The sequence below is a fragment of the Aestuariibaculum sp. M13 genome, assembly GCF_024723255.1.
Lineage (GTDB): Bacteria > Bacteroidota > Bacteroidia > Flavobacteriales > Flavobacteriaceae > Aestuariibaculum > Aestuariibaculum lutulentum.
Window position 1 is genome coordinate 364,293 of the sequence record NZ_JANIAC010000004.1, and the last position, 26,837, is coordinate 391,129.

Below are 26,837 nucleotides of genomic sequence, written 5' to 3' on the forward strand. Positions count from 1 at the left end.
TTCAGTATCACTGCTTTTTCTTTTTCTCAGAAAATCTCCATTAAAATGGGGAAAGTTACATTGCATGATGCACTAAAAGAAATTAAAAAGGAAGCAGATGTAGACTTCTTTTACAGTGATAAAGAAGTAAATGTAGACCGCATAGTTTCTGCTAATTTTAATAATGCTGATGTTATAGATGCTTTATATACTTTGTTAGGGAACACTTATAATGTTCAAAGAACAGAGGATGGTATTATTTTAATCAGTCCGAAATATACAGCATCTTTTGAAAATGAAATTAAAGTATCTGGTGTTGTTACTGATAAAAGTGGAATGTCACTTCCTGGTGTTACCGTTATCGTAAAAGGTACAAAATATGGAACCACAACAGATTTTGACGGAAATTATGCATTAACAGTGGATGATTCGTCAATATTAGTATTCAGCTATATAGGATATAAAACTGTTGAATTAGAGGTTAAAGGCAAAACAAAATTAGATGTTACTTTAGAAGAAGAAGTAAGTGCATTAGAAGAAGTCGTTATTACTGGTATTGTAGAGCGTAAGAAAGAAAGCTTTACAGGAGCAACAACTTCAGTTAAAGGAGAAGATTTAAAAGCTATAGGTAATTTAAATATTATTGAAAGTTTGAAGACTTTAGATCCTTCATTTGTTATTGTTGAGAATAATGCTTTAGGGTCTAACCCTAACCGTTTACCAGATATTGAGGTTCGTGGTAAAACAAGTATCTCTACTGATGATATTCGCGATGAATTTGGAGGAAACCCTAATCAGCCATTATTTGTGTTAGATGGCTTCGAAACCACTTTAAGAAATATTATCGATTTAGATATGAATCGAGTGGCATCGATTACTATTTTAAAAGATGCTGCATCTACTGCTTTATACGGTGCAAGAGCCGCTAACGGGGTGATTGTCGTAGAAACTGTAAAACCAGTTGCTGGAAAATTAAAAATTAATTACACATCCGATTTTAGAATTGAAGCACCAGATTTAAGTGGTTATAACTTAATGAATTCCAGAGAAAAGTTAGAGTATGAAAGATTAGCTGGATATTGGACATACTCGAATACAGAAAACTATATTGGTCAGTTTGAATTAGATAAGCAGTATAACAATATTTTATCTGAAATAGAACGTGGTGTAGATACCTATTGGTTAAACGAACCAGTACAGGTAGGAACTTCTTTGGCGCACTCATTATATATAAGCGGAGGAGCAGAAAACATTACTTATGGTGTTGGTGTAAATTATAGAGACCAGGAAGGTGTTATGATAGGTTCTGGGCGTAAGACCTGGGGAACCAATTTCGATTTGACCTACAGAAAAGGAAAGTTAAATATTAGCAACCGTTTACGTATTAATGGATATGATGCCGCCGAGTCGCCTTACGGGTCATTTTCAGATTTCGCAAAAGCGAATCCTTATTTCAGAAAATATAATGAGGACGGAAGTATTCCTAAATATTTAGATATCAACGATTATTGGGTTGGAGAAACACGTGATGATGGTTTGTTAAAACCATTAATAGGAAACCCTTTGTACAATGCGAGTTTAAATTCTTATGATGAAACTAAGAACACGCAAATAACAAACAACTTACAAGCAATATTAACGATTAATCCTAAGTTACGTTTAACTACACAATTGCAAATCAATAAGTCTAGTACAACAGGCGAAGTATTCTTAGATCCATCTCATACAAGTTTTGCGAAAGCAGCTTTTACTAAGGCAGGTACTTATAAATTTAATCAAACCGAGCAGTTTAGCTATAATTTAAATACCATGGCTACCTATGCTACAGTTATTAACGATAAACATAGAATTACGGCCAACTTAAGAGGATCTGTCGAAGAAAGTGATAATAGACGGATAAGCATGGCTGCCGAAGGATTTCCGTTAGGAACAAATGGTAATCCTGGTTATTCCTTTAGTTACCAGAATAATTCTTCACCTTCAAATACCTCAAATGTTTATAGAAGAGTAAATGTTGTAGGTAGTGCTAACTATGAGTATAACAAAATGTATTTCTTTGATGTAAACTACCGCTTAGATGGATCTACAGTTTTTGGAGCAAACAATAAATACACACCATTCTGGTCGGCTGGGGCAGGTTGGAACTTAGCGAATCAATTTGACTTAGATGAAAATTATGTGTCTTCATTAAGATTGAGAGGTAGTGTTGGTCAAACAGGAAATCAAGGTTTTGGTAATTTGTCTGATGCAAGTATTTATAACTTCTTTAAAAGTGTTAATAATTTTGGCCAGTCGTTAGATTTAATAACCTTAGCTAACCCAGATTTAGAATGGCAAAAAACATTGGATTACAGTTTTGGTATTGAGGCATCATTATTGAAAAATAGAATCGTTACACAGTTTAATGTTTATAAAAAATTAACCGATCCTTTAGTGGTTAAAATAGATAAGCCATCATCTACAGGAATTGTATCATACCCTATTAATGCGGGATTAATGAATACAACAGGTATAGAAAGTATGGTGAGATTCTCTCCTGTTTATAATCTTAAAGATCAGATTATATGGACGGTAAGTGTAAATACTGCAACCGTAACCAGTAAATATGATAATTTCAGTAATATTCTACAAAAGTTAAATGACGAGGCGACTGAAAATAATTCTTTACAACGTTATTATGATGGTTATAGTCCAGACGATTTATGGGCTGTAGAATCTTTGGGTATAGACCCAGCAACCGGAGAAGAAGTGTTTTTAACAAAAGAAGGTCTCCCTACTTTCGAGTATAGCGCTAGTGATATTAAAAAGGTAGGTAATAGCCGTCCATCTGTTGAAGGTGTAATAGGAAACACCTTTAGATATAAAGATTTAACTGTGGGTGTGAATTTAAGATACCGTTTAGGAGGTGATGTGTTTAATAATGCATTATACAGCAAAGTAGAAAACATATCTAAAGTTAATGTTATAAATAATCAAGATTTAAGAGCTTTAACCGAAAGATGGGTAAATCCTGGGGACGTAACTTTATTTAAGGCTATTGACAATTTTACGCGAGTTAATATGTCTTCTCGTTTTGTTCAGGAAGAAAACGTGCTTATTGGAGAATCTATTAATTTGGGATATCAGTTTAGAAATAAAGCATGGATGCGTAGTATTGGATTGGAGCGTTTACAGTTAAACGCTTACATGAACGATATTTTCCGTGTGTCATCAATTCAATCTGAGCGCGGTATAAATTACCCGTTTGCCAGATCGATATCATTTAGTTTAAATGCTAATTTCTAAAAAAAGAATAAACAGATATATTATGAAAGTATATATAAAACATATTATAACACTAATAATGCTTGTTGTGTTAGTGTCTTGTGACGATTATCTGGATATAAAACCAGAAGACAAGTTTTTAGAAGAACAAGTGTTTGAGTCTAAGAAATCAATACTAGCTGCTTTAAATGGTATTTATACAAACATGGCGAGCCCAGAAACTTATGGAGGAAATTTAACCATGAGTGCGGTAGATTTATTAGGGCAGCAGTATAAAACACCTGGAGAGAATCATTCTTGGTATGGGATTGCTCATTACGATTATGAAGATCCTAAAGCAAGAAGTGCATTTAATAGTATTTGGTCTACGCAATATGCCACCATTTTAGCATTAAATAATTTTTTAACAGGATTAGAAATGTATCCGGGCGTATTAACAGTAGAAGAGGAGAATATTGTTAAAGGCGAAGCTTATGGCCTTCGTGCAATGTTGCACTTTGATTTATTACGTTTGTATGGACCTGTATACAGTGTAAGCCCAGAGAAGGAAGCTATACCTTATTCTTTAGATAACTCTGGAAATACCCTAGAATTTTTATCGGCAAGTGAAGTTATAAAATTGGTATTAACGGATTTGGAGTTAGCAGAAACCTTTTTAGAAAACGATGCTATTATTAGTGAAGGTCCTGCAGATTTGTATGGTTTTGGTGATCCAGGTTTAGAAATTTTAGAATCAGAAGCGGACAAATTAAATCAATTAAGACAATATCGTTTTAATTACTATGCTGTGAAAGCATTACAGGCTCGTGTAAATTTATATGCAGGAAATAAAACAGAAGCTTTACAAGCCGCCAAATATATTATAGATAATGCGTCTCAATGGTTCCCTTGGACAGATGAAGATAAAGTTTTTGATAGTAATGACCCTGATCGTACATTTTCTACAGAAGTAATTTTTGGTTTAATTAATACAGACCTTTATGGTAGACAAATTGATTATTTTACCACTAATAGAGATCAAGATGTTTTAACAGCAGATTATAGTATTTTGTTAAGCACCTTTGAGACTTTGCAAGATTACCGATTTACAACTACATGGATTGTGCCACAATCAGGTAGAGCGTACCATTTATTCTATAAATACGCTGACGTAGCAAATAAAGATCATTCAGATTTTAGGTTTAAACAGCCATTAATTAGAATGACTGAAATGTATTATATAGCGGCAGAAACAGAGCCAGACCCTGCGGTAGCTGCTGAATACATAAATACGGTTAGAGCTAACAGAGGTGTAGCAGGAGATATAGAGCCTAGCAATTTACAAAACGAAATTTTTAAGGAGTATAAAAAAGAGTTTTACGGTGAAGGTCAGTTGTTCTTTTACTACAAACGCTTAAATGTACCAACTATAAATAGTGGAACACAAGGTGTATCTCCTTATACTATGGGAGCCGATCAATATGTGGTGCCATTACCATTGTCTGAAACTGATTACCGTAATTAAAATTTAAGAAGATGAAAAAATATATTTATATATCAATTTTAGCGTGCAGCACACTTCTTAGTTTAGTGGCTTGTGCTAAAGATGAACTACAGGAATTCGATACACTTGTTAGCAATGTTTATTTTGAATGGGCTAAAGAAGGAAGAGAAAATTATACTCAAACATTAGATAGTTTAGATTTTTCTTTTGTGCAATTTGATCAGTCGGTAACAGATACCATTATTAATGTGCCTGTTAAAATTTTAGGATATACTTCTAAAATGGACAGAACAGTTAATATAAAGATTTTAAGCGATAAAACTACAGCCGAAGAAGGTGTGAATTTTACAATGCCTACTTCGGTGGTATTACCAGCAGATTCAGTTAGAGCTTATATTCCAGTTACCTTATTTAGAGATGCTTCTTTAAGAGAGGAAATTAAATCTGTAAGTTTTAAGTTGTTACCAAACCAATATTTTGGTACAGATATTTATACAACAGAAGAATATCATAATGTAGATCGTCCATTAAGTTTTACGGAGTTCGAAATTACATTTTCTGATATTTTAACTAAGCCTTCCTATTGGGTGTCTATATATGATAACTATTTGGGAGAGTGGTCTTCAAGAAAAATTTATTTGTTAGTTGAATTAACAGGCAAACCTCTAGATAGCTTCTTTTCAGGATATGCCACACCTTCTGGGTTATTTGCCGACACAAGAATTTTAAGAGATTATTTAGATGAACGTCGAGCAGCTAACGATCCTGTTATGGAGGCCGATGGTAGTGAGATGAGAGTTGGAGATAATGCTTACTCAATTTAATAAGTTGTTGAATTACATAATATTTAAAAAATTATGAGATTAAATAAAATAAAATTACATTTTCTTGCTCTAACAGGTGCCTTAACATTGGGAGTATCTTGTATGGACGATGAAGGGAATTACGATTATAAAGATATTAATGAAGTAGAAATTAATGCTGTAAGCGAAGATTATACCGTAGAACGTTTTACAAACCTAGTTATAAATCCTGAAGTTAAATTCAGTATAGATGTAGACGGTGCAGGTGAGTATTCGTATAGATGGGTTGCCGTTACAGATGCTTCAGGAAAGCAACAAGCAACCGAGTTGGGAACAACCAAAAATCTTGATGCAGTTATTAATTTAAAACCTGGGGAATATATTGGTTACTATTTTGTTACCGATGAAAAAACAGGAATTGAAACTCAATACGATTTTAACTTGGAAGTGATTAATACTACTTACGAAGGTTGGTTGGTGTTAAGCGATACCGACCAAAATCCAAGAGTAGACATGATTTCCTTGTATAATGGAGAATATCAGCCTTTTTATGATGTGTTTGCAGAAAATGGTTTAGAACTTAGTGGAGAAGCAAAATTCATGAATTGCTACACTTTTACTAGGAATATGACTACGGGAGAGATTATTTATGGTGTTTATGTGTCTACCACAGGTAATGGAACAACCAGAGTAGATCCGGACACCTTTGAATGGTCGCCAGAAATGCGTGTATCGGCGGAGTTTCAAAGTCCACAACCAGAAGATTTGGAGTTGGATGCATTAGAGTCTCCAGTAGGGCTTAGCAGCTTTGCCTTGGTTGATAACAATGTTTATTTTTATAACTTTAGTATGCAAAGAGCCTATAGTAGTCCACTAAATACTATTGCAGGAGAGCGTTTTGATGTATCTCCAATGATGGGAAAAGGTTATCAAACGTTTGCAGCTTTATATGATACAACCAATAAGCGTTATGTAAGAGCTTACCGAGGGGCTATGTATACGATGCCCGCATCGAGATCTACTAAATTCAACTACAATGACACAGGAATGGATCTTGTTTATATGACAAGTAATGATTATTCTGGGTTAAAAGGAAATTATGTGTTTAGTATACTAAAAGATCCAGCTACTTCTAAACATTACTTAGCCAACTTTAATATTGGTAATTCGTCTCAAACTTACTATGAAGAAATAACAGGTGATGAAGAAGCGCCGTTTGCTCAGGCAGAACATATTGCTATAAATCCAGTTTATGGATATATTTACTACAATATCGGCTCTAAAGTGTATAGATACGACTGGACTAAGGTAACACCTGAGGTGCGATTAGAATTAGACGCTGGTAGCGATGAGATAACCTTGCTTAAATTTCATGATTTCGCAGGAGAGGTAAATACATCGTACGTAGAAATGCAAAACCATTTAATTGTTGGTCGTCATGATGGAATAGAAGGAACTTTAGAGTTCTATGATGTTCAAAATCTTGATAACCCATTAAATTTAGTGAGTTCTTATTCAGGATTTGGTAAAGTAAAAAGCGTGGCATACAGACAGCGATAAGTATTATAGAATAAGATAAATTATTAAAGGGTTGGTTTTAATAATCAACCCTTTATGTTAATATTTGAAGTTTTGGCTCAAAAAAATCGAATAAAATTTATGAAAACCATTATTAAAGGTCTTGTTTTTATATTTATATTGTTTAGTCCGTTATTAAATTCTGCCCAAACAAATTTTTATAAAGCATCATGGGAAGAAGTACTTGTACAAGCCAAAAAAGAAAACAAATTAATATTTGTCGATTTGTATTTTACAGGATGTTTTCCTTGTAAGCAAATGGACGATAAAGTGTTTCCAGACTCTAAAGTGGTTGAGGTGTTAAATACATCGTTTATCGCTTTTAAATCAGATATTTTTAAGGAAGATATTGGTAAAAAAATTGCCCGAAAATATGGTGTCACAGGGTTTCCTTCGTTTATTGTTTTAGATGCTAACGGGAATACTATAGAGGTTACTTCAGGGTATCATGGTGTAGAGGAATTAGTCGCGGTATTAGAATTGGCAAAGTCTAATGAGAGTAAAAAGCAATTTAAAGCGTATTCAAAAGCTTTAGAAGGAGAGTACCCCGAATTTTACAATGATGCATACCTAAAGAACAAACGACAAGTGCCTTTCGAGGTGGTCGATGCGTATCTAAAATCTCAGAAAAATTTAAGTGAAGAAATACCATTTTTAATCATTACAGGTCTACGAATTGGAGGTGAATATACCGATTATATTATAGAAAATGCATCGTCACTTTCCAGTGCTTATGGACATGTCCCTGTACGAAACTATATCGCTTCTACAGTGAACTTAAAAGCAAAGGTTTTTGCGAGTAATAATGATATTTCTGGTTTTAATAAATTTTTAAGGAAGGTTAAGCCTCATTTTACCGAAAGTGAATGGGAACGATTTAGAGAAGGTTTTGATAAAACTTTTGAAAAAAACAGAGGTGAATCGAAATAGAAAAGAAATAGATATATATTTAAAAACAGAAAAGATAATTTAGAATTAAAATGAACCAAATTAAAACTTTAGCATTATTAATTGTGGTAGGTGGTGTGTTTGCCTGCAAAGCAAATCGGTCACATCCTAATTTTGTTGAAATATCAGGAACTATACATAATGCTAAATCTAAAGAGGTTACGCTTTATACTATGGGAGGTGATAATAAAACAATTACCATTCAGGAAAATGGAACCTTTAAAGATACGTTCGCTGTGAAGTCCGGTAAATCAGATTTTCAAATGTTATTAAACGAAGATCAGGTGATGACTAAATTATATGCCGAGAATGGAGCCAATATTTATTTAGAGGTAGATGCAAGTGATTTTAAAAATACAATAAAGTTTAGTAATGACTTTGCTGATTATAATAATTATCAAAGTGAGAAATACAGAATTATCAGCTCTGATATAGGTTTCGACCCTAAAATTTGGTATCGTTTTGATGAAGCTGAATTTGAAGAACATGTTAATACGTTAAGAGGAACCTTAAATACTGCTTTGCATTCCTATAAAACTATTACTCCAGAGCAAATAGAAAAAGAAAATACTTTTACAGAGCGCTATATTAAAAATATTACTTCAAAATATGAGAAAGAACATAGTTTTGCCACAAAGTTAGATAAAGGGAGCGTTTCTCCTGAATTTGTTGATTATGAAAATTATGATGGCTCTAAAACATCGCTTTCAGATTTTAAAGGTAAGTATGTGTTTATAGATGTCTGGGCAACCTGGTGTACACCGTGTAAGGCTCAAATTCCTTATTTAGAAGAATTGGAAAAGGAGTATAAAGATGAGAATATCGTTTTTGTTAGTATGTCTGTTGATAAACCATCAGATAAGGAAAAATGGAGCAAAATGGTGAAAGATAAACATATGTCTGGAGTACAAATATTGGCTCCAAATGCTACAAAATCTGAGTTTGCTTTGGCCTATAATATAAATTCCATTCCAAGATTTATATTAATCGATCCGCAAGGTAATATTGTAGATTTCGATGCGCCAAGACCATCAAATAAAGAAGCAATTCACAAATTATTAGATATTGTGAAATCTTAAAATAAAAACAAAAACAAAACGGCAATTCATTTGAATTGCCGTTTTGTTTTATGTAAGATTTTTTTATTAGATTTATAATTAAATTCGCTCTAAGTCAAGATGATGAACCTTATTTTACAAGGCATAAGAAATAAAGATGAACAAGTTTTTAAAAACTTGTTCGATAGTCATTATAATGGCTTGGTAGCTTATGCTAATGGCTTTTTATTTGATAAGGACGCGAGTGAAGATTTAGTACAGGAGGTATTTATCTACATTTGGGAAAATGCTTCTAAAATGGACGTGCACACTTCGCTAAATAGTTATCTCTACACAATGGTTAGAAATCGTTGTTTTAATTATTTAAAATCGATAAAGATTACTGATAATTTTAAATTACTCGAATTTAATATAGAATTGTTTTCAGAGCATGTTGTTGAAACTGCTTCAGAAGATGATAAAAAAATTATATATCATCAAATTTTAAAAATTATCGATTCGCTTCCCGAAAAAATGCAGGAAATAGTCCGTTTAAAATTTATTCAAAATTATACTTACCTTGAAATAGCTGAAGAGCTTGGTGTTTCTGTAAACACGGTAAAAACGCAGCTTAAGCGATCAAAAATAAAAATTACAGAAATGATTACAGTTGTTTTAGTTTTACTCGATTTGAAGAGATAAATGAAAGTTTTTAACATTTTTGTTAAAAAATTATAAAAATTTGTCACCCATTGTTAAGGTTGTGTTGTCGTAGTGTTAAACGAAGACATTAAACCAAACAAATGGAATTCAAATTAATCATTAAAAAACTAAACGATACCATAACAGAGGAGGAGAACATTCAGTTTGAATCTTGGTATCAGGAATCTCAAAGACATCGGGATTATTTCGAACACGTCAAGAATAACTATTCAGATTCAATAAATGATATCGATATTGATAAAGACGCTGCCTGGGAACTTCTTGAGGAAAAAATAAAAGCTTCTCAAAACCAAACATCATCATATTGGAAATATGCTGTTGCAGCGATGGTAGTTATTTTACTTAGCGTTCCGGTTTTTACTAAGCTTTTAAAAGAATCATCATCTTCACAAGAATTTGTAACGACTAAAATTTTACCTGGAGTAGATAAAGCTATTTTAACTTTAGATGATGGCACTCAAATCGCTTTAGAAAACGGAGCTAATTATGAGAAAGAAAACATTGTTAGTAACGGCGAAAAAATAGTCTACAAATCGCAGGCTAAGAAAAACAATGTTGTTGTTTACAATACCTTAAGCATACCAAGAGGCGGCGAGTTTTCTATGGAACTTTCTGATGGTACTAAGGTTCAGTTAAACTCTGAAACTCAAATAAAATATCCTGTAAACTTTATAAAAGGAAGGACCAGACAAGTAGAACTTGTTTATGGGGAAGCTTATTTTGAAGTATCATCAAGTGATGAAAATGAGGGAAGCAAGTTTTTTGTATTGAATAATAGTCAAAGCATAGAAGTTGTTGGTACAAAGTTTAATGTGAAGGCATATAAAGATGAGGACTTTATTTATACCACTTTAGCTGAAGGAAAAGTACAAGTTGAAAGTGAGAACGGAACATTTTTATTAGAGCCAGGAGAACAGACTGTTTTTAATACAAAAACTAAAGAAATTAGTAAAACAATCACCGATGTATATGCCGAATTAGCCTGGATTGATGGCGACTTTATGTTTAATAAAAAGCCATTGCTGGATATTATAAAGGTATTGTCGCGTTGGTATGATGTGGACTTTGTTATTCAAGGAGAATCAATTAAACATCAAAAGTTTAACGGGCAATTAAGCCGAAAACAAAATTTAGAAATCATATTAGAATTAATAAAGACTACAGAAAAGCTTGAGTCTTATGAAATAAAAGGAAAAACAATCATTTTGAAATAAAAAAAAAGAGGGAAAAGAATATAAACCTTGGACCGTGAATATTTCTCCCTCCTTATACATTGAAAATAATTAATTAAAAAGGTTTAACTAACTAATTCATGCAAATTTATGAAAATTAACTTAATTAACCTCCGTGCCTTGTTGGGTAAACGGTGTTTAAAAATTATGATGCGAACTCTGATTTTTTCCTGGTGTTTTACAGTCTTTAGTTTGGCGCCCTCAAATACGTTATCTCAGAATACCAAAATTGTGGTAGATGAAGATAAAGCCGTAACTATAGATCAAGTTTTTAGCATGATCAGTCATCAAACAGATTATAATTTTATCTATTCTGATGATTTGTTTGAAAACATGTCTTTGGTACATCTTAAAAAAGGAAAAATTAAAATTGTTGATTTATTAAAAGAATGTATTATTTCAAATCGTTTGAATTTTTCGATTTCTGAATTTAATACCATCATAATAAAGAAACCTAAACTGGTTCAGGAAACCATTAGGGGTGTTGTAAAAGACCAGAGCGGAATGCCTCTTCCGGGAGTTACAATTTTAATAAAAGGAACTAACAAAGGAACAACAACCGACTTTGACGGACAATATGCTGTTTATGCCGACGATGAAACCGTTTTGGTATTTAGTTATATTGGGTATAAAACCACAGAGATTGTTGTAGGTGAAAAAACTAAAATAGATGTGGTTCTAGAACCGGATTTAAGTGAACTGGAAGAGGTTGTAGTTACCGGAATTGTTGAAAGAAAGAGAGAAAGTTTTACAGGGGCTGTAACAACAGTTTCAGGTGAAGAGTTAAAAGCCATTGGCAATTTAAATATTATAGAAAGTTTAAAAACTTTAGATCCTTCGTTCGTTATAGTAGAAAATAATAATTTAGGATCGAACCCTAATAGAATTCCAGATATAGAAGTTCGAGGAAAAACCAGTGTGTCTACAGATAATTTAAGAGATGAATTTGGGAATAATCCAAACCAGCCATTATTTATTTTAGATGGTTTTGAAACCACCCTTCGTGCAATTATAGATTTAGATATGAGTCGTGTGGCATCTATTACTATTTTAAAAGATGCATCCTCTACGGCGCTTTATGGGGCAAAGGCAGCTAACGGTGTTATTGTTGTGGAAACAGTAAAACCAAAATCGGGAAAATTAAGAATTATGTATAATGCCGATTTACGATTAGAAATGCCAGACTTAACCGACTATAATTTAATGGATGCCGAGCAAAAGCTTGAATATGAGAAACTGTCAGGGTTATATTATTCAGCAGATGCAACCGATCAAAAAATATTCGATAGAAGATATAATACCATACTGGCAGAAGTAAAAAGAGGTGTGGATACGTATTGGTTAAACGAACCATTACAGGTTGGGGTTACTCAAGGACATTCTATTTATGCCGACGGAGGGGATAATGTTTTTACCTACGGTGTAGGCGTGAATTATAGAAATCTTAAAGGTGTAATGAAGGGTTCTAATCGAGAGACCTGGGGAGCCAATATTGATTTAACTTATCGTAAAGATAAATTGAATATCACCAACCGATTAAGAGTTAATGGGTACGACTCAAACGAATCGCCTTATGGTTCTTTTTCAAATTTTGCGAAGGCCAATCCTTATTTCAGAAAAACCGATGAAGAAGGAAATATTACGAAGTTTTTAGATATCGATGGGTTGTTTGGAACAAGCTACAATAATCCTTTGTATAACGGAACACTTAATGTGCTTAACAATACTGATAATTTATTACTTACCAACAACCTTCAGGCTATTTATTCCTTTAATAGTAAGTTTAGAGTACAGTCTGGTCTTCAGCTTAGTAAAGGTATAACAACAACGGAAGTGTTTTTACCACCTGAGCATACAGACTTCAAAGGTGCCAATTACAAACAACGTGGTAGTTACACAAATACACGAACAGACAATTTTAATTTCAGATTAAATACCATGGCCACATATGCTCAGGTATTTAACGAAAAACACAGTGTCACAACAAATATTCGTGGTGAAGTAGAAGAAACAAGTTTTGATCGCTTATCAGTTAAAGCGGTTGGATTTCCTTTAGGGACAAATGGTAATCCTGCTTATGCTTTTAGTTATCAGCCAGATTCTAAGCCATCAACGGCTCAAAGTAAATATAGAAGAGTAAATGTATTGGCAAGTGCAAACTATGCTTTCGATAATACATATTTTTTAGATGCAACGTATCGTCTTGATGGGTCTACTTCCTTTGGCTCTAATGAGAAATATTCGCCATTCTGGTCTGCTGGTGCTGGTGTTAATTTACATAGTGCATTCAATATTAATCCAGAGGTAATGTCTCAGTTAAGGTTAAGAGGAAATATAGGTTCTGTGGGTAACCAAGGTTTCGGAAATCTGTCATCGGTTACAATTTATGGTTTTGAGCAGTATGTAAATGTTTTTGGTCAGGCAGTTACCGTGAATACCTTGGCTAACCCCGACCTACAATGGCAAAATACCCTAACAACCAGTGTGGGAATAGACATGACCATGTTTGGAAATAGAGTTAATGCTACTTTTAATGCCTATACAAAAAAGACAGATCCGCTAGTAGTTAAAATTGACCTGCCATCATCAACTGGTGTATACGGATATCCTATTAATGCCGGTTATATGGATACAAGAGGTATAGAGGCTATTTTAAGAGTATCGCCAATTTATAATCCAAAAGAGAATTTTATTTGGACGCTTGGCTTAACGGCAAGCGCACTTAAAAATGAATATGGGGGCTTTAATAATATTTTAGAATCGCTTAACGATCAGGAACGTCAAAATGCAAGTTTAATTCGTTACACAGATGGTTATAGTCCAGACGATATGTGGGCGGTAGAATCTTTAGGTATTGATCCAGGAACAGGTAGAGAGGTGTTTCAAACTTTAGATGGAGTGCCAACTTATGTTTACAATTCAGATGACGTAAAAGTTATGGGGAATTCCAGACCTACAGTAGAGGGAGTTGTAAGTAGTAATCTGCGTTTTAAAAACTTATCTATTGGTGTTAATTTCCGTTATAGAGTAGGTGGTGATGTGTTAAATACTGCATTGTTTAATAAGGTTGAAAATATTCGTAAGTACGATTTCAGTAATCAGGATTTAAGAGCATTAACCGAACGTTGGAAAGAACCTGGAGATGAGGCCATGTTTAAAAGTATTACCAATTTTGATGCGACACCAATCTCTTCGCGTTTTATTCAAAGAGAAAATGTACTTATTGGGGAGTCCATCAATTTAGGCTATGATTTCAGTAATACCGGTTTTGTTAAAAGTTTAGGTTTAAGTCAGTTAAGACTTAATGCTTATATGAATGATACATTCCGTCTGTCATCAGTTAAGGTGGAGCGTGGTATCGATTATCCGTTTGCTCAAAATGTGTCATTCAGTTTAAATGCAAGGTTCTAACAAAAAAATATAAAAGAAAATGAAAACATATATAAAACATATTTTATGTCTTTGGTTGTGTATAGGTTTTTTGTCTTGTGACGATTACCTCGATGTACAGCCGGAAGATAAGTTCCTTGAGGAACAATTGTTCAGTACCGAAGAAGGGTTTTATACTGCTTTAAATGGTGTGTATGCCAAAATAGTTTCAGAAAACGGTTATGGTGGCGATTTAACCATGAGTACCATTGAGATTATGGCGCAACAATATAATATCGACTCCAGACATACAAAATACCCTTATGCCAGTTATAGTTATACTGATGGCGGCGTACAAGGTAAGTTTGATGCCATTTGGACTAACTTATACACGAGTATTTTAAATGTTAATAACTTACTACTGGGATTAGAGTTATACCCAGATGTTTTGAGTGCAGAAAGAAAGAGTATTGTAGCTGGTGAAGCTTATGCTTTAAGAGCGATGTTGCATTTCGATTTGTTACGATTATTCGGGCCTGTTTATAGTACAAATGCTCAGGACGATGCCATTCCGTATTACACAGAATCTAAAGCGCAAATGGCAGAAATGTTAACTGCAGAGCAGGTTATATCAAGGATTTTAGCCGATTTAGATTCAGCAGAAATATTATTGGCCGAAGATCCTGTAAGAGTTAACGGTTCTATGAGAAGTGCTGGCAGTGACTTTAGTGCTAACTTTTTTAGATTCAGAAATTTACGTTTAAACTATTTCGCAGTTAAAGCCTTGCAGGCACGAGTTAACTTATATGCCGAAAATAATCAGGCTGCTTTTGTTGCGGCTAACGCTGTAATAGACGAAGCTACAGAGTTTTTTCCATGGGTAGTTGATGAAGAAATTGTTTCTGGAGGGGCCGATATTGATCGTATTTTCTCAACAGAAGTTCTTTTTGCATTAGACAATACAGAACTTTACAATCGCCAAACGCGTTATTTTGATGCGAGTCTTGAGTATGATAATATTTTGGCACCTTTAAGAGATCGTTTAGGTGAAGTTTTTGAAAATTACAATCAGGACTATCGTTTTTCGTATTCATGGTTTATTTCTAATGAAGCTTCAAAAGACTATGAAACCTTCTTCAAGTTTGCAGATATAGAAGATAAAGATAAAACCTCAAGGTTTATGCAACCCCTGATTCGCATAAGTGAAATGTACTATATCGCGGCTGAAACGGCGGAAGATGAGCAAACGGCTTTAGATTATTTAAACACGGTTAGAGAAGAAAGAGGTTTAGGTGACGGTACGCAATTAATTCCGGGTGTTGACTTGCAAAATGAAATATTTAAAGAATACAGAAAGGAATTTATAGGCGAGGGACAATTGTTCTTTTACTATAAAAGAAAGAATATGTCTTCAATTCAAAGTGGAACGACGTCATCAGAAATTGATATGACTGCAGCACAATACGTCGTGCCTCTGCCATTGTCAGAAACAGATTATCGCTAATTAATAAAACTTCAGAATATGAAAAATATTATAAAAATAATTACAGTATCATTATCTGTAGTACTAACATTTCTTTCATGTGGAAATGACGAAATTATGGGTTTTGAAGGGAAGGATGTTATTTATTATAAATGGGCTGTAGAAAGTCTTAACCCGTTGGTTCTTAATCCAGATTATATAGATAGCACTTCAATAACTTTTGCTTATGAACTTCCGGAAGTAAAGCAGTTAACCTACGAAATTCCAATTAAAGTACAGGGTTCAGTTAAGTATTTTGATAGAGAAGTAAGTGTTTCTGTTTTAAGTAGTTCTACAGCTCAGGAAGGTGTACATTTTACATTACCAGACAAAGTGGTGATTAAGGCAGACAGTATTAATGGTTATTTGCCGGTAACTCTGCTTAGAACAGATGATATGAAAGAGCAGGAGTTATCATTAAAATTGAAATTAGAAGAGAATGAAAATTTCAATAATAATTTACTTGAAACCAACAAGGTGCTTAACGGAGATCGTTTGGTGAGTTATACTGAATTTGAAATTGCGGTTTCAGATATTTTAACGCAACCTCAATACTGGCCAACAGCATATTTAGGCGATTATTCAGAGAAAAAACTTTATCTGTGGGCTGAGGTGTTAGAAGTGCCTGTTCCGGATTGGAATAAAGTTAATCCGCAAACCGATTTAACATTTCGTGCATCAGCATCGGTGTTTAAACAGTATTTAACAATTCAGGAATTACGTGGTACACCGGTGTTGGAAGACGACGGGACGCCTATGACTTTAGGGCCTTATGCTGCTTATTTATAACTTAAAATTAAAGAATATGTCAAATTATATAAAATTTAAACACGCTATTGTTTTAGTAATGGTTTTGATGTTTTCCGCTTGTATGGAAGATGAAGGAAACTATGATTATATAGAAATTAATGAGGTTAGTATTGACGGATTGCCAGACAATTATGAAGTGCTTCAGTTAGATTATTTTAATATTGTTCCTGAACTCAGTTTTACTTTAGATGAGAATGAACAGGGAAAATATTCTTATAAGTGGGAAGCTATCCAAACTTTAAATGTTATTGGTGGAGATAAGGTTTTTGAGTTGTCTACCGAAAGAGATTTGTTGGAAAGAGTAACATTAACACCTGGTGAATACGAACTTTATTATACAGTAAAGGACTTAACAACCGAATTAGAGGTTCATAAAAAATTTAAACTAAAGGTAGTAACTGGTTTTTCAGAAGGATGGTTATTGTTAAGTGATACCAATAATGGAGCAAGATTAGATATGGTGTCTAAAGTAGGGGGAGAATTTAATCCTATTTATAATGTGTTGGAAGGTTCTGGTATAGAATTATCTGGTACAGCCGATTTTGTTTACACCTACCCTTATAAACCCAACTTTTATGGTATTTACGTATCTACTTCAGGAAATGGAACAATAAAATTAGAACCGGACACCTTTGAGTGGAAGTCAATTTATAATTTATCAAGTGAATTTGTTACTTCTCAACCAACAGATTTAAGGGCCGATAAAGTAATGGGGACATTATTTAATTGGGGATATGCAAATGTTGGAGGAGATCTCTATCATTATTACAATGCGCTTGGTAAATTTTATGGTGTAAAAGTAAATTATATAGACAATGAACCTTTTGAGGCGTCTCCTATCTCGTGCATGGAGTTAACTTATGGAGGTTATGCTATGTTTTACGATAATACCAATAAACGTTTTGTTAGAAATTCGCAATTCGGTATTTCTTCGGTTATGCCTAATCCTGCTCCGGAGTCAAGGTTGTTCGATTATACAACAGGCAAGGATATATTGTATATGGTAAATAATACATTTGGCGGTGATTTTTATTATAGTAACATATTTGCTTTGTTAAAAGACCCGGCAACTAGTAAGTCTTATGTTGCTCAGTTTATAAGTTGGAGTGGGCAGCAAAAACATTACAGCGAAATTGAAGCGACCGATTTTGACAAGGCAACGACTTACGCTATTAGTCCAAATTATGGGTATTTATTCTACGCTGTAGGTAGTAAGTTGTATCAATATGATATTTTCACTAAACAAACCAAACTTATGGAAGATTTGGGAAGTGAAGAAATAACATTAATAAAATTTGAACCATTTTTAAGTTGGTGGAATCCTGTTTATGCTGGTATGGATAAAAAATTAATTGTTTGCAGTTATGACCCTTCTGAGCAAGATGGTTCAAACGGAGCGATGCGATTATATTATGTGCCCGAGGTTAATAAACAAATAGAGTTAGAAGCAACTTATACCGGTTTTGGTAAAATTAAAAGTATAGCTTATCGAGAGAGATAAGTTTTGTTAGTCACTCTTTCAAAAAAGGGTAACTCATTTTAGAGTTGCCCTTTTTTTAATTATTAAGTTCATTAGCTATTTAAAAATAAATTCTCTTTCTCGCTGAAAAATCTTTAAAAAAGTCACCAATAATCTTAAAAAAATAAAATTTAACATATTCTTAATAAGGGTAACATTAAAAAAATGCGTCATACAAGTGTTAGTCGTTAGGATTAAAAAGATAATTATAAGTTGAAAATGAGAGCGTTTTGGAAAGTTTTATCCAAAATTGCTAAGTTGTTGAAGAAGAGATTTTTAAAATTAACAAAAGATTAACAACACCCTTATGAATTTCTGCGTCTTTATTAATGTAGATGTTAACTAAGATGGCATTTATTTTTCATATTTAATTTTGTTTGAGTTAGTCGTTTAAACAAATTGAAGGAAAGGTAAAGAGGGCTGTTTAATACGGCCCTCTTTTATTAAAACTTTCTTAAAACTAATCTTAAATTATATTCAAAGTTTTAGTTTTGGCTGGTTTAAAATTGTAAGGGAAATGTTCGTAGTAAGTTTCTTTATTTTTAATAAAAGGTTAAAAATGAGAAAAACTATAATAAATGTTGAACTTTTATTAAACAAATAATAATTAACCAATTGTAAACACAAAATTAAATGAAGACAGTTTTATCGTATGTTCTAGTAGTAGCATCTGTTTTTTGTGTAACCGCACAAGATTTAAGTCAGCCCTTACCAGTAGATCAAAGTATAAAAAAAGGAGTTTTACCTAATGGTATGACTTATTATATAAAAAGTACCGATGTTGTTAAAGACGCAGCGAGCTACTATATCATTCAAAATGTAGGTTCCATTTTAGAAAACGAAAACCAACGCGGTTTGGCTCACTTCTTAGAGCATATGGCGTTTAACGGAACCGAACACTTTCCAGGAAAAGGTATTTTAAATACATTACAAAAACACGGTGCTGTTTTTGGAAAAGACATTAACGCTTACACATCGTTTGACGAAACGGTTTATAACTTAAGCAATATTCCAACTAAAGATGGTTTAGTAGATACTTCTTTAACTGTTTTACAAGATTGGTCTAATTATTTATTACTTACCGATGAGGAAATTGATAATGAGCGTGGTGTAATTAAAGAAGAATGGCGTACGCGTCAAAATGGGCAAATGCGTTTATATGAGGTTTCAATGCCTATTACTTACAACCATGCCAAATACGCAGATAGAATGCCGATTGGCTTAATGTCGGTTGTAGAAGGTTTTGAATACAAAGCCTTACGCGATTTTTATCATGATTGGTATAGAACAGATTTACAGGCGATCGCTGTTATTGGAGATATAGATGTTGCTGAAATTGAACAAAAAATTATCGACAGATTCTCAAAGATTCCTGCAGTAGAAAATCCTAAAGAGCGTTATACGGTAGATATTCCAGACAATGAAGATATGATGTTTAGCTTTGGTATGGATCCAGAGGTGTCTTCAGCGTCTATTTCATTCGGTATTCGTCATAAAAAGTCTTTGGCAGATGAAACCGTTGCCGATTTAAAACAATCTTTATTAGAAAGTATGGCCATTAGTGCGCTTTCTTCAAGAATTAGAGAAGTGTCACAAAAGCCGGAAGCTACATTTTTATCTGGTAGAGTAGGTTATAGTGGACTGTCTAGAACGTCTAAGGTTTTTAGTATGAGTATTTACCCTAAGCCAAATCAGCAAAAGGAAGCTTTAAAAGAAGTGTTGACTGAAGTTGTTAGAGCTGTGAAGTTTGGTTATGCGCAATCTGAAATAGACCGTGCTATTACCATTTTCGATAACTCTTACCAGAACCAAATTGCTAAGAAAGACGATAAAGGTCATAAAAGTATAGAAAGTGCTATTCAAAGCAATTATTTGTCTAACTCAACCATGTCTGATGTTGAGAAAGAATACGAAATAGCAAAACAGTTATTTGCTAAAATTACGGCAGAAGATGTGCATAACACGATTAAAAGACTTTATGCAAAGCATAACCGTTTTGTAAATGTTACGGGTGTTGAAGGTCAAGATAATATTACAGAAACCGAAGTAAGACAAATTATTGCATCTGTAGAAAACGATAATACTATTGAAGCATATACAGAGGCTTTAGAAGGAAAAACTTTGGTTTCAGATTTAAATATTGTTCCTGGATCAATTAGTAAAATATCTCATGAAGATAAAGTTGGAGCAACCACCTTTGTTTTAAGCAATGGCGTAAAGGTTCACTACAAGTTTGTCGATAAACAAAAGGATATCGTATCGTTGAACGCTGTTAGCTACGGTGGAGAGTCTTTATTAAGTGATGCCGATTTAGTTTCAGCTAACTTTGTAACAGGTATGGTAAGTATGTCTGGATTAGGTGATTTCAATGCAACCGATTTAAAAAAGGTACTTGCAGGAAAAACGGCTAATGTTAAAGTTGGACTTGGTGATATTTCTGAATCTGTTTCAGGTAGTTCAAATACCAAAGATGTAGAAACCATGTTGCAGTTAGTGCACGTGTACTTCGTAAAACCTCGTTTCGATGAGAATGCTTACAAAGTTTTAGAAAGTAATCTTGATAACTACTTATTAAGAAGAGGTAAAGATATAGGTGAGAAAATGAAAGACAGTCTTACTTATGCCCTTTACGGAAAAAATAACCCAAAAAAGCGTATTTTTGACCAGAAATATATAGACGAAGTATCGTTCGATAGAATTAAAGCTATTTACGCCGATAGATTTGCTGATGCTTCAGATTTCGAGTTCTTTATAGTAGGTGATGTAAAAGAAGAGCAATTAAAACCGCTTATAGAAAAATATATTGCCAGCTTACCAACACACAATACAAAAGAGAGTTATAAAGATAATTCAGTAGAGTGGGTTGCTAATACTATCGATAAAGATATTTACATTGCTATGGAAGATCCTAAAGCAAGTGTAAATGTGGTTTACAAAAAGGAAATGCCTTATGTTAAGAAAAATGCTGTTTATACAAGTGTTTTAGGAGATATGTTACAATTACGTGTTACAGAAACCGTAAGAGAATCTGAAGGGGGAGCCTATAGCCCAAGAGCAGGAGCAAGTTTTTCAAGAGAGCCTCAATCTGCTGCTTACGTAAGCTTTAGCTTCGATTGTAACCCGGATATGGCAGACCGTTTGGTTGATATTGTGAAAAACGAATTGCAAAAAATTGCAAATGGCACAATTAATGAAGAAGACTTAAACAAAACAAGAACAAACTACCTGAAAGAAAACGAGCAGGCAAAAGATAACAATGGTTACGACATGGCTATGCTTACAAGATATTTCAGATATAATGAAAATATTAACGATCCTAAGAATTTTGTAGACATCGTTAAAAACATAACTGCAAAAGACATTCAAAAAATGGCTAAGCAAATTCTTAAAGGTGGTAAGTCATACGAAATCATATTTAAACCAAAACAATAAAACTAATTCTTAACAATTAATACACATGAAAAAAGTATTTTTATTTTTTGCTTTATTGGCAGCATTTGTAGGGCAAGCACAGATATTAGAGCCGGTAAAATGGAGCACTTCAGTAAATAAAATATCAGCTACAGAATACGAATTAGTGGCGACAGCTACAATCGATGCAGGATGGCACTTATATTCTCAAAATGTTCCGCAAGACGGACCAATTCCAACTAGTTTTGCTTACGAAGGAAATGCAAATTACCTTAAAAAAGGGAATACTATTGAAGGAGAAGGGCACACCATTCAAGACCCAATCTTCGAAATGGAGATCACATATTTCGAGAAGAAAGCAGATTTTAAACAACGTATTAAATTAAAAGGAAAAGCCCCGTTTGAAGTAAAAGGTACTGTTGAATTCATGGTTTGTGATGATAGCAGATGTTTACCTCCTACAGAAGTAGACTTAGTATTCAACGTAAAATAATTTTTTGAAAATTTAAAATGAAGAAGTTTCTTTTAGCATGCGCAGCTTTAGTATTATCTACAGCTGCGTTTGCGCAAATATTAGAGCCAGTAAAATGGTCAACATCAGTAGAAAAAGTTTCAGATACAGAATTCGATTTAGTATCTAAAGCAACCATCGAAAAAGGTTGGCATTTATATTCGCAAAATGTTCCGGCCGACGGACCAATTGCAACATCATTTATCTACGACGATAGCGAAGGTAATTTCACTATTGTAGGTAATACAACCGAGGAAGAAGGACACACGATTCAGGATCCTGTTTTCGAAATGGAAATTAAGTATTTCGAAAATAAAGCTACATTCAAACAACGTATTCAGGTAAAAGAAGGCGCAGCTACAGTAAACGGTTTTGTGGAGTTTATGGTATGTGACGATAGCAGATGTTTACCTCCTTCTGAAGTTGAATTAACATTTAATTTACCTAAAGTTTCAGTTGCTGCATCAGGAAATGAAACAGCTGCAAATGTTACAGCGTCAGAAGAAACTCATGTAACGGAAACTCCTGAAGCTTCTCATGAAGTAGCTGCTGCCAGCACTCATGATACAGTTGTTAAAGAATCGGTAGAAGGTTCAGATAAATCAGACTCTAAAAGAGGCTTGTTTACTATTTTTATTCTTGCTTTTTTATCTGGGTTTGCAGCATTATTAACACCATGTGTATTCCCAATGATTCCAATGACGGTAAGTTTCTTTACGAAACAAAGTAAAAACAAAGCGGTAGGAATTAAAAATGCGATTATTTATGGTATTTGTATTATTGTAATTTACGTGTTATTAGGTACAGCTGTAACCGGTATTTTTGGTGCCGATGCATTGAATGCGTTAGCAGCTAACCCTTGGTTTAATATTATATTCTTTGTGCTTTTAGTGGTATTTGCTGTATCATTCTTAGGAGCATTCGAAATCATGTTACCAAACTCTTGGGCTAACAAAGTAGATTCTCAGGCAGACCGTGGTGGTCTAGTTGGAATTTTCTTTATGGCTTTAGCTTTAGCCATTGTGTCATTTTCATGTACAGGTCCTATTGTTGGAACCTTATTAGTTGAAGCCGCTTCAAAAGGAGGTATCGCACCTATCGTTGGAATGTTAGGGTTCTCTTTAGCTATTGCTTTACCATTTGCTTTATTTGCAGCCTTCCCAGGATGGTTAAACTCATTACCAAAATCTGGAGGATGGTTAAATACAGTAAAAGTAGTTTTAGGATTCTTAGAATTGGCTTTAGCATTTAAATTCTTGTCGAATGCCGATTATATTATGCAATGGCATATTTTAGAGCGTGAAGTATTCATTGCCATCTGGATTGCGGTTTTCGGAGCTTTGGCATTCTACTTATTCGGAAAAATTCAATTACCACACGATTCACCATTATCACATATTTCGGTAGGGCGTTTAGGTTTAGGTCTTATCACGTTAACCTTTACCATTTATATGATTCCCGGTCTTTGGGGAGCACCATTAAACCTAATTAGTGCATTTCCACCACCGCCAAATTATAGTGAATCACCTTACGGTGTAGGTTATAAGAATGCAGGTGGAGGTGTTGCAGCTGCCGATAGTCATGAAGCGTTACCAGAAGGAGCGCATTTAATGGCACCACATAATATTATGGCATTCCACGATTATGAAACAGGTTTAGCTTATGCTAAAAAAGTAGGGAAACCAGTCATGATCGATTTTACAGGTTACACTTGTGTAAACTGTAGAAAAATGGAAAATAATGTTTGGGTAAAACCAGAAATCTTAGAGATTTTAAAGAATGATGTCGTTTTAATTTCACTTTATGTAGACGATAAAAAGGAACTTCCTGAAGATATGAAAGTCGAGTACGTATCTCGTCCAGGGAAGTTTATGAAAGACTTCGGTGATAAATGGAGCGACTTACAGGCAAGCAGATATAAAGCAAATTCTCAACCATTTTATGTGATTATGGATCATGAGGAAAACAGCTTAATCGATCCTGTTGGATATACACCTGATGTTGCCGAGTACAAATCTTGGTTAAACGAAGGGATTTCAAAATTTGGTAAATAGGTAATCTAAAACACCAAACATGAAAAAAGTAATCTATACCTTAACTTTCGCACTGGCATTTGTAGCTTGTAAAAAGGAACCAAAAGATTATGTAACGCTTTCAGGCACCATAACGAATCCGAATTCAGATTCGTTATGCGTTGCACAACGAAGCATTATTAAAACCATTAAAGTAAATCCTGACGGTACGTTTTCAGATACCTTAAAAGTTGAAGATGGAAACTATTTGCTTTACGATGGAAAGGAGCGTGCCATTGTATATTTACAAAATGGTTACGATCTTAACATTAAAGCAGATACCAAATCTTTTGATGAATCAATCACTTACGAAGGAGAAGGATCAGAAGCGAATAATTTCTTAGCGAAAAAAGGACTTTTAAAAGAACAGTTAATTGATTTTAATGAACTGTTCACTCTAGATGAAGCTGCTTTTAATGCGAAGCTAGAGGCTAACGATAAAGCGTTTAAAGATCTTTTGAATTCTGTTGCGCACTTAGATTCAACGTTTGTTAATGGTCAGGGGACAGAAATAGAGCGAATTAAGCAGGATCTTAGCCGTATGTATAATGAAAAGATGGCTGTTTCTTCATTAAAAGGACAGGAGTCTCCAAAATTTGTGGACTACGAGAATTATGTAGGCGGCAACATGTCTCTTGATGATTTAAAAGGCAAGTATGTATATATCGACCTTTGGGCTACGTGGTGCGGACCATGTAAACAGGAGATCCCGTATTTAAAAGCTGTTGAGAAGGAGTATCATAATAAGAATATTGCTTTCGTGAGTATTTCGTTAGATAGAAATAGCGCTTATGAAACATGGAGACGCATGGTAAAAGACAAAGAATTGTCTGGAATTCAGCTTTTCGCCAAAGAGGATAACGATTTTGCCAGAGCTTATATGGTATCAGGTATTCCTCGTTTTATTCTTATCGATCCTGCTGGAATTGTGGTTGATGCTAACGCACCTAGACCATCGAGCAGTAAATTAATTGACTTATTTAAAACTTTAGATATATAATTGAAAGCCTTCTTTATGGAGGCTTCTCTTATTAAATTTTCACGCATGAATGCACTAAAAAGATTTTTTAAATCACAACCTAAAACCGAAACAGAATTAGAGAAATATTTCGAGCAATTTCGAAATAATGTTGTTGGGGTAGATCAGTACTTTGTTTCTCCTTACGGTAAGAAAAAAATCATTTACGCCGACTGGACTGCCAGCGGGCGTTTATACAGACCTATTGAAGAAAAGTTATTAAATGAAATAGGTCCTTATGTTGCTAATACACATACAGAAACCTCTATCACCGGTAGTGTGATGACACACGCTTATCACGATGCCAGAGAGATTATTAAAAAACACGTTAATGCATCGAAAGATGATGTGTTAATTACTGAAGGTTCTGGTATGACTGGAGCCATCAACAAATTTCAACGTATCTTAGGAATTAAGGTAAACGAGAATTTAAAAGATCATACAACTATTCCTGATGAAAAGCGACCAATCATTTTCGTGTCGCACATGGAGCATCACTCAAACCAAACATCTTGGCTGGAGACTATCGCAAAAGTGGTTGTTATTCCTGCTGATGAAAACGGTTTACCTTGCTTAGACGCTTTAGAAAAATTGGTTCAGGAATATAGCGAAACACCAATTAAAATTGCTGCAATTACAGGATGTTCTAACGTAACAGGTATTAGAACGCCTTATCACAAGGTAGCAAAAATCATGCATCAGAATAACGGGTTATGTTTTGTGGATTTCGCCTGTTCTGCACCTTATGTAGAGATTAATATGCACCCGGAAGATGAAGAAGAGTATTTAGATGCTATAACATTCTCTCCTCACAAATTTTTGGGAGGTCCTGGTACTTCAGGGGTGTTAATTTTTAATAAAAAATTATACAAAAATTTAGTGCCTGATAACCCTGGAGGAGGAACTGTTAGTTATACAAACCCTTGGGGAGACCACGATTATGTAGACGATATTGAAACACGTGAAGACGGTGGTACTCCTGGTTTCTTACAAGCCATTAGGATAGCTTTATCTATTCAGTTGAAAGAAAAAATGGGAGTGCAAAATATCTTAGATCGTGAGCATGAATTAAATGATATCATCTTCAAAAGATTATCAGCGATTAAAAACTTAACCATTTTAGCACCGAACCACACAGATCGTTTAGGGGTTATTTCATTCTATATCGAGCATGCACACTATAACTTAGTTGTTAAATTATTGAATGATCGTTTTGGTGTACAAACCAGAGGGGGGTGTTCTTGTGCTGGGACTTATGGTCACTATTTATTAAATGTAGACCAACCGACTTCTAAATCTATTGAGTTGAAAATTTTAGAAGGTTGTATGATTGAGCGCCCGGGATGGGTTCGTATGTCGGTTCACCCAACCATGACCAATGCCGAAGTTGAATTTGTTTGTGATGCGATTGAGCAGGTAGCCAAAAATTTTGCGACTTGGGAAAATGATTATACCTATAACGCTGCTAAAAATGAATTCGTTCACAACGGAAACAAACACGTTGAAGCAGAGATCACACAAGGTTGGTTTTAATTAAATTATCAAATTAGAAAAAAGA

The 26,837-nt window shown here is 34.1% G+C and carries 17 protein-coding genes; all 17 read left to right on the top strand.

Translation table 11 applies throughout. From position 1 onward, the window contains the following. Positions 1-45 precede the first annotated feature (45 nt). Entirely contained in the window at positions 46-3,264 is a 3,219-nt protein-coding gene (locus NO995_RS15115; protein WP_258228225.1) for a SusC/RagA family TonB-linked outer membrane protein, read from the top strand. A gap of 22 nt (positions 3,265-3,286) precedes the next feature. Then, positions 3,287-4,747: a RagB/SusD family nutrient uptake outer membrane protein gene (locus tag NO995_RS15120; protein WP_258228226.1), complete on the top strand. Its 1,461-nt coding sequence runs from the start codon at positions 3,287-3,289 to the stop codon at positions 4,745-4,747. An 11-nt stretch (positions 4,748-4,758) separates the two neighbouring features. Next, positions 4,759-5,550, top strand: coding sequence for a DUF4843 domain-containing protein (locus NO995_RS15125; RefSeq protein WP_258228227.1), 792 nt, complete (start codon positions 4,759-4,761; stop codon positions 5,548-5,550). A 33-nt stretch (positions 5,551-5,583) separates the two neighbouring features. Beyond that, complete coding sequence (locus NO995_RS15130) at positions 5,584-7,089, top strand: PKD-like family lipoprotein (protein ID WP_258228228.1); 1,506 nt, start codon at positions 5,584-5,586, stop codon at positions 7,087-7,089. 99 nt (positions 7,090-7,188) lie between these two features. After that, on the top strand, positions 7,189-8,037 hold the full coding sequence (locus NO995_RS15135; protein WP_258228229.1) for a thioredoxin family protein: 849 nt from the start codon (positions 7,189-7,191) through the stop codon (positions 8,035-8,037). A 50-nt stretch (positions 8,038-8,087) separates the two neighbouring features. Continuing rightward, on the top strand, positions 8,088-9,134 hold the full coding sequence (locus tag NO995_RS15140) for a TlpA disulfide reductase family protein (protein ID WP_258228230.1): 1,047 nt from the start codon (positions 8,088-8,090) through the stop codon (positions 9,132-9,134). A gap of 99 nt (positions 9,135-9,233) precedes the next feature. After that, positions 9,234-9,794, top strand: a complete 561-nt coding sequence (locus NO995_RS15145; RefSeq protein WP_258228231.1) for an RNA polymerase sigma-70 factor — start codon at positions 9,234-9,236, stop codon at positions 9,792-9,794. Between the two features lie 101 nt (positions 9,795-9,895). Then, positions 9,896-11,029 carry a FecR family protein gene (locus tag NO995_RS15150; protein ID WP_258228232.1) on the top strand — a complete coding sequence of 378 codons (1,134 nt, stop codon included), beginning with the start codon at positions 9,896-9,898 and terminating at the stop codon, positions 11,027-11,029. A 165-nt stretch (positions 11,030-11,194) separates the two neighbouring features. Next, positions 11,195-14,458, top strand: a complete 3,264-nt coding sequence (locus NO995_RS15155) for a SusC/RagA family TonB-linked outer membrane protein (protein ID WP_258228233.1) — start codon at positions 11,195-11,197, stop codon at positions 14,456-14,458. A 19-nt stretch (positions 14,459-14,477) separates the two neighbouring features. Then, complete coding sequence (locus NO995_RS15160) at positions 14,478-15,920, top strand: RagB/SusD family nutrient uptake outer membrane protein (protein ID WP_258228234.1); 1,443 nt, start codon at positions 14,478-14,480, stop codon at positions 15,918-15,920. 18 nt (positions 15,921-15,938) lie between these two features. After that, positions 15,939-16,727, top strand: coding sequence for a DUF4843 domain-containing protein (locus NO995_RS15165; RefSeq protein WP_258228235.1), 789 nt, complete (start codon positions 15,939-15,941; stop codon positions 16,725-16,727). A gap of 16 nt (positions 16,728-16,743) precedes the next feature. Then, complete coding sequence (locus tag NO995_RS15170; protein WP_258228236.1) at positions 16,744-18,249, top strand: PKD-like family lipoprotein; 1,506 nt, start codon at positions 16,744-16,746, stop codon at positions 18,247-18,249. A gap of 651 nt (positions 18,250-18,900) precedes the next feature. Next, positions 18,901-21,699: a pitrilysin family protein gene (locus NO995_RS15175; RefSeq protein ID WP_258228237.1), complete on the top strand. Its 2,799-nt coding sequence runs from the start codon at positions 18,901-18,903 to the stop codon at positions 21,697-21,699. Between the two features lie 25 nt (positions 21,700-21,724). Continuing rightward, positions 21,725-22,171, top strand: a complete 447-nt coding sequence (locus tag NO995_RS15180; protein WP_258228238.1) for a protein-disulfide reductase DsbD N-terminal domain-containing protein — start codon at positions 21,725-21,727, stop codon at positions 22,169-22,171. A gap of 17 nt (positions 22,172-22,188) precedes the next feature. Next, positions 22,189-24,243 carry a thioredoxin family protein gene (locus tag NO995_RS15185; protein WP_258228239.1) on the top strand — a complete coding sequence of 685 codons (2,055 nt, stop codon included), beginning with the start codon at positions 22,189-22,191 and terminating at the stop codon, positions 24,241-24,243. Between the two features lie 19 nt (positions 24,244-24,262). Next, positions 24,263-25,261 carry a TlpA disulfide reductase family protein gene (locus NO995_RS15190; RefSeq protein ID WP_258228240.1) on the top strand — a complete coding sequence of 333 codons (999 nt, stop codon included), beginning with the start codon at positions 24,263-24,265 and terminating at the stop codon, positions 25,259-25,261. A 45-nt stretch (positions 25,262-25,306) separates the two neighbouring features. Continuing rightward, positions 25,307-26,812 (top strand): aminotransferase class V-fold PLP-dependent enzyme, encoded by a 1,506-nt coding sequence (locus NO995_RS15195; protein ID WP_258228241.1) that lies wholly within the window; start codon positions 25,307-25,309, stop codon positions 26,810-26,812. The last annotated feature ends 25 nt before the right edge of the window (positions 26,813-26,837 follow it).

Bases quoted from the DNA above. Each gene is read 5' to 3' on its own strand.
- NO995_RS15115 (WP_258228225.1), top strand. From the start codon at position 46: ATGGGGAAAGTTACATTGCATGATGCACTAAAAGAAATTAAAAAGGAA.
- NO995_RS15120 (WP_258228226.1), top strand. From the start codon at position 3,287: ATGAAAGTATATATAAAACATATTATAACACTAATAATGCTTGTTGTG.
- NO995_RS15125 (WP_258228227.1), top strand. From the start codon at position 4,759: ATGAAAAAATATATTTATATATCAATTTTAGCGTGCAGCACACTTCTT.
- NO995_RS15130 (WP_258228228.1), top strand. From the start codon at position 5,584: ATGAGATTAAATAAAATAAAATTACATTTTCTTGCTCTAACAGGTGCC.
- NO995_RS15135 (WP_258228229.1), top strand. From the start codon at position 7,189: ATGAAAACCATTATTAAAGGTCTTGTTTTTATATTTATATTGTTTAGT.
- NO995_RS15140 (WP_258228230.1), top strand. From the start codon at position 8,088: ATGAACCAAATTAAAACTTTAGCATTATTAATTGTGGTAGGTGGTGTG.
- NO995_RS15145 (WP_258228231.1), top strand. From the start codon at position 9,234: ATGATGAACCTTATTTTACAAGGCATAAGAAATAAAGATGAACAAGTT.
- NO995_RS15150 (WP_258228232.1), top strand. From the start codon at position 9,896: ATGGAATTCAAATTAATCATTAAAAAACTAAACGATACCATAACAGAG.
- NO995_RS15155 (WP_258228233.1), top strand. From the start codon at position 11,195: ATGATGCGAACTCTGATTTTTTCCTGGTGTTTTACAGTCTTTAGTTTG.
- NO995_RS15160 (WP_258228234.1), top strand. From the start codon at position 14,478: ATGAAAACATATATAAAACATATTTTATGTCTTTGGTTGTGTATAGGT.
- NO995_RS15165 (WP_258228235.1), top strand. From the start codon at position 15,939: ATGAAAAATATTATAAAAATAATTACAGTATCATTATCTGTAGTACTA.
- NO995_RS15170 (WP_258228236.1), top strand. From the start codon at position 16,744: ATGTCAAATTATATAAAATTTAAACACGCTATTGTTTTAGTAATGGTT.
- NO995_RS15175 (WP_258228237.1), top strand. From the start codon at position 18,901: ATGAAGACAGTTTTATCGTATGTTCTAGTAGTAGCATCTGTTTTTTGT.
- NO995_RS15180 (WP_258228238.1), top strand. From the start codon at position 21,725: ATGAAAAAAGTATTTTTATTTTTTGCTTTATTGGCAGCATTTGTAGGG.
- NO995_RS15185 (WP_258228239.1), top strand. From the start codon at position 22,189: ATGAAGAAGTTTCTTTTAGCATGCGCAGCTTTAGTATTATCTACAGCT.
- NO995_RS15190 (WP_258228240.1), top strand. From the start codon at position 24,263: ATGAAAAAAGTAATCTATACCTTAACTTTCGCACTGGCATTTGTAGCT.
- NO995_RS15195 (WP_258228241.1), top strand. From the start codon at position 25,307: ATGAATGCACTAAAAAGATTTTTTAAATCACAACCTAAAACCGAAACA.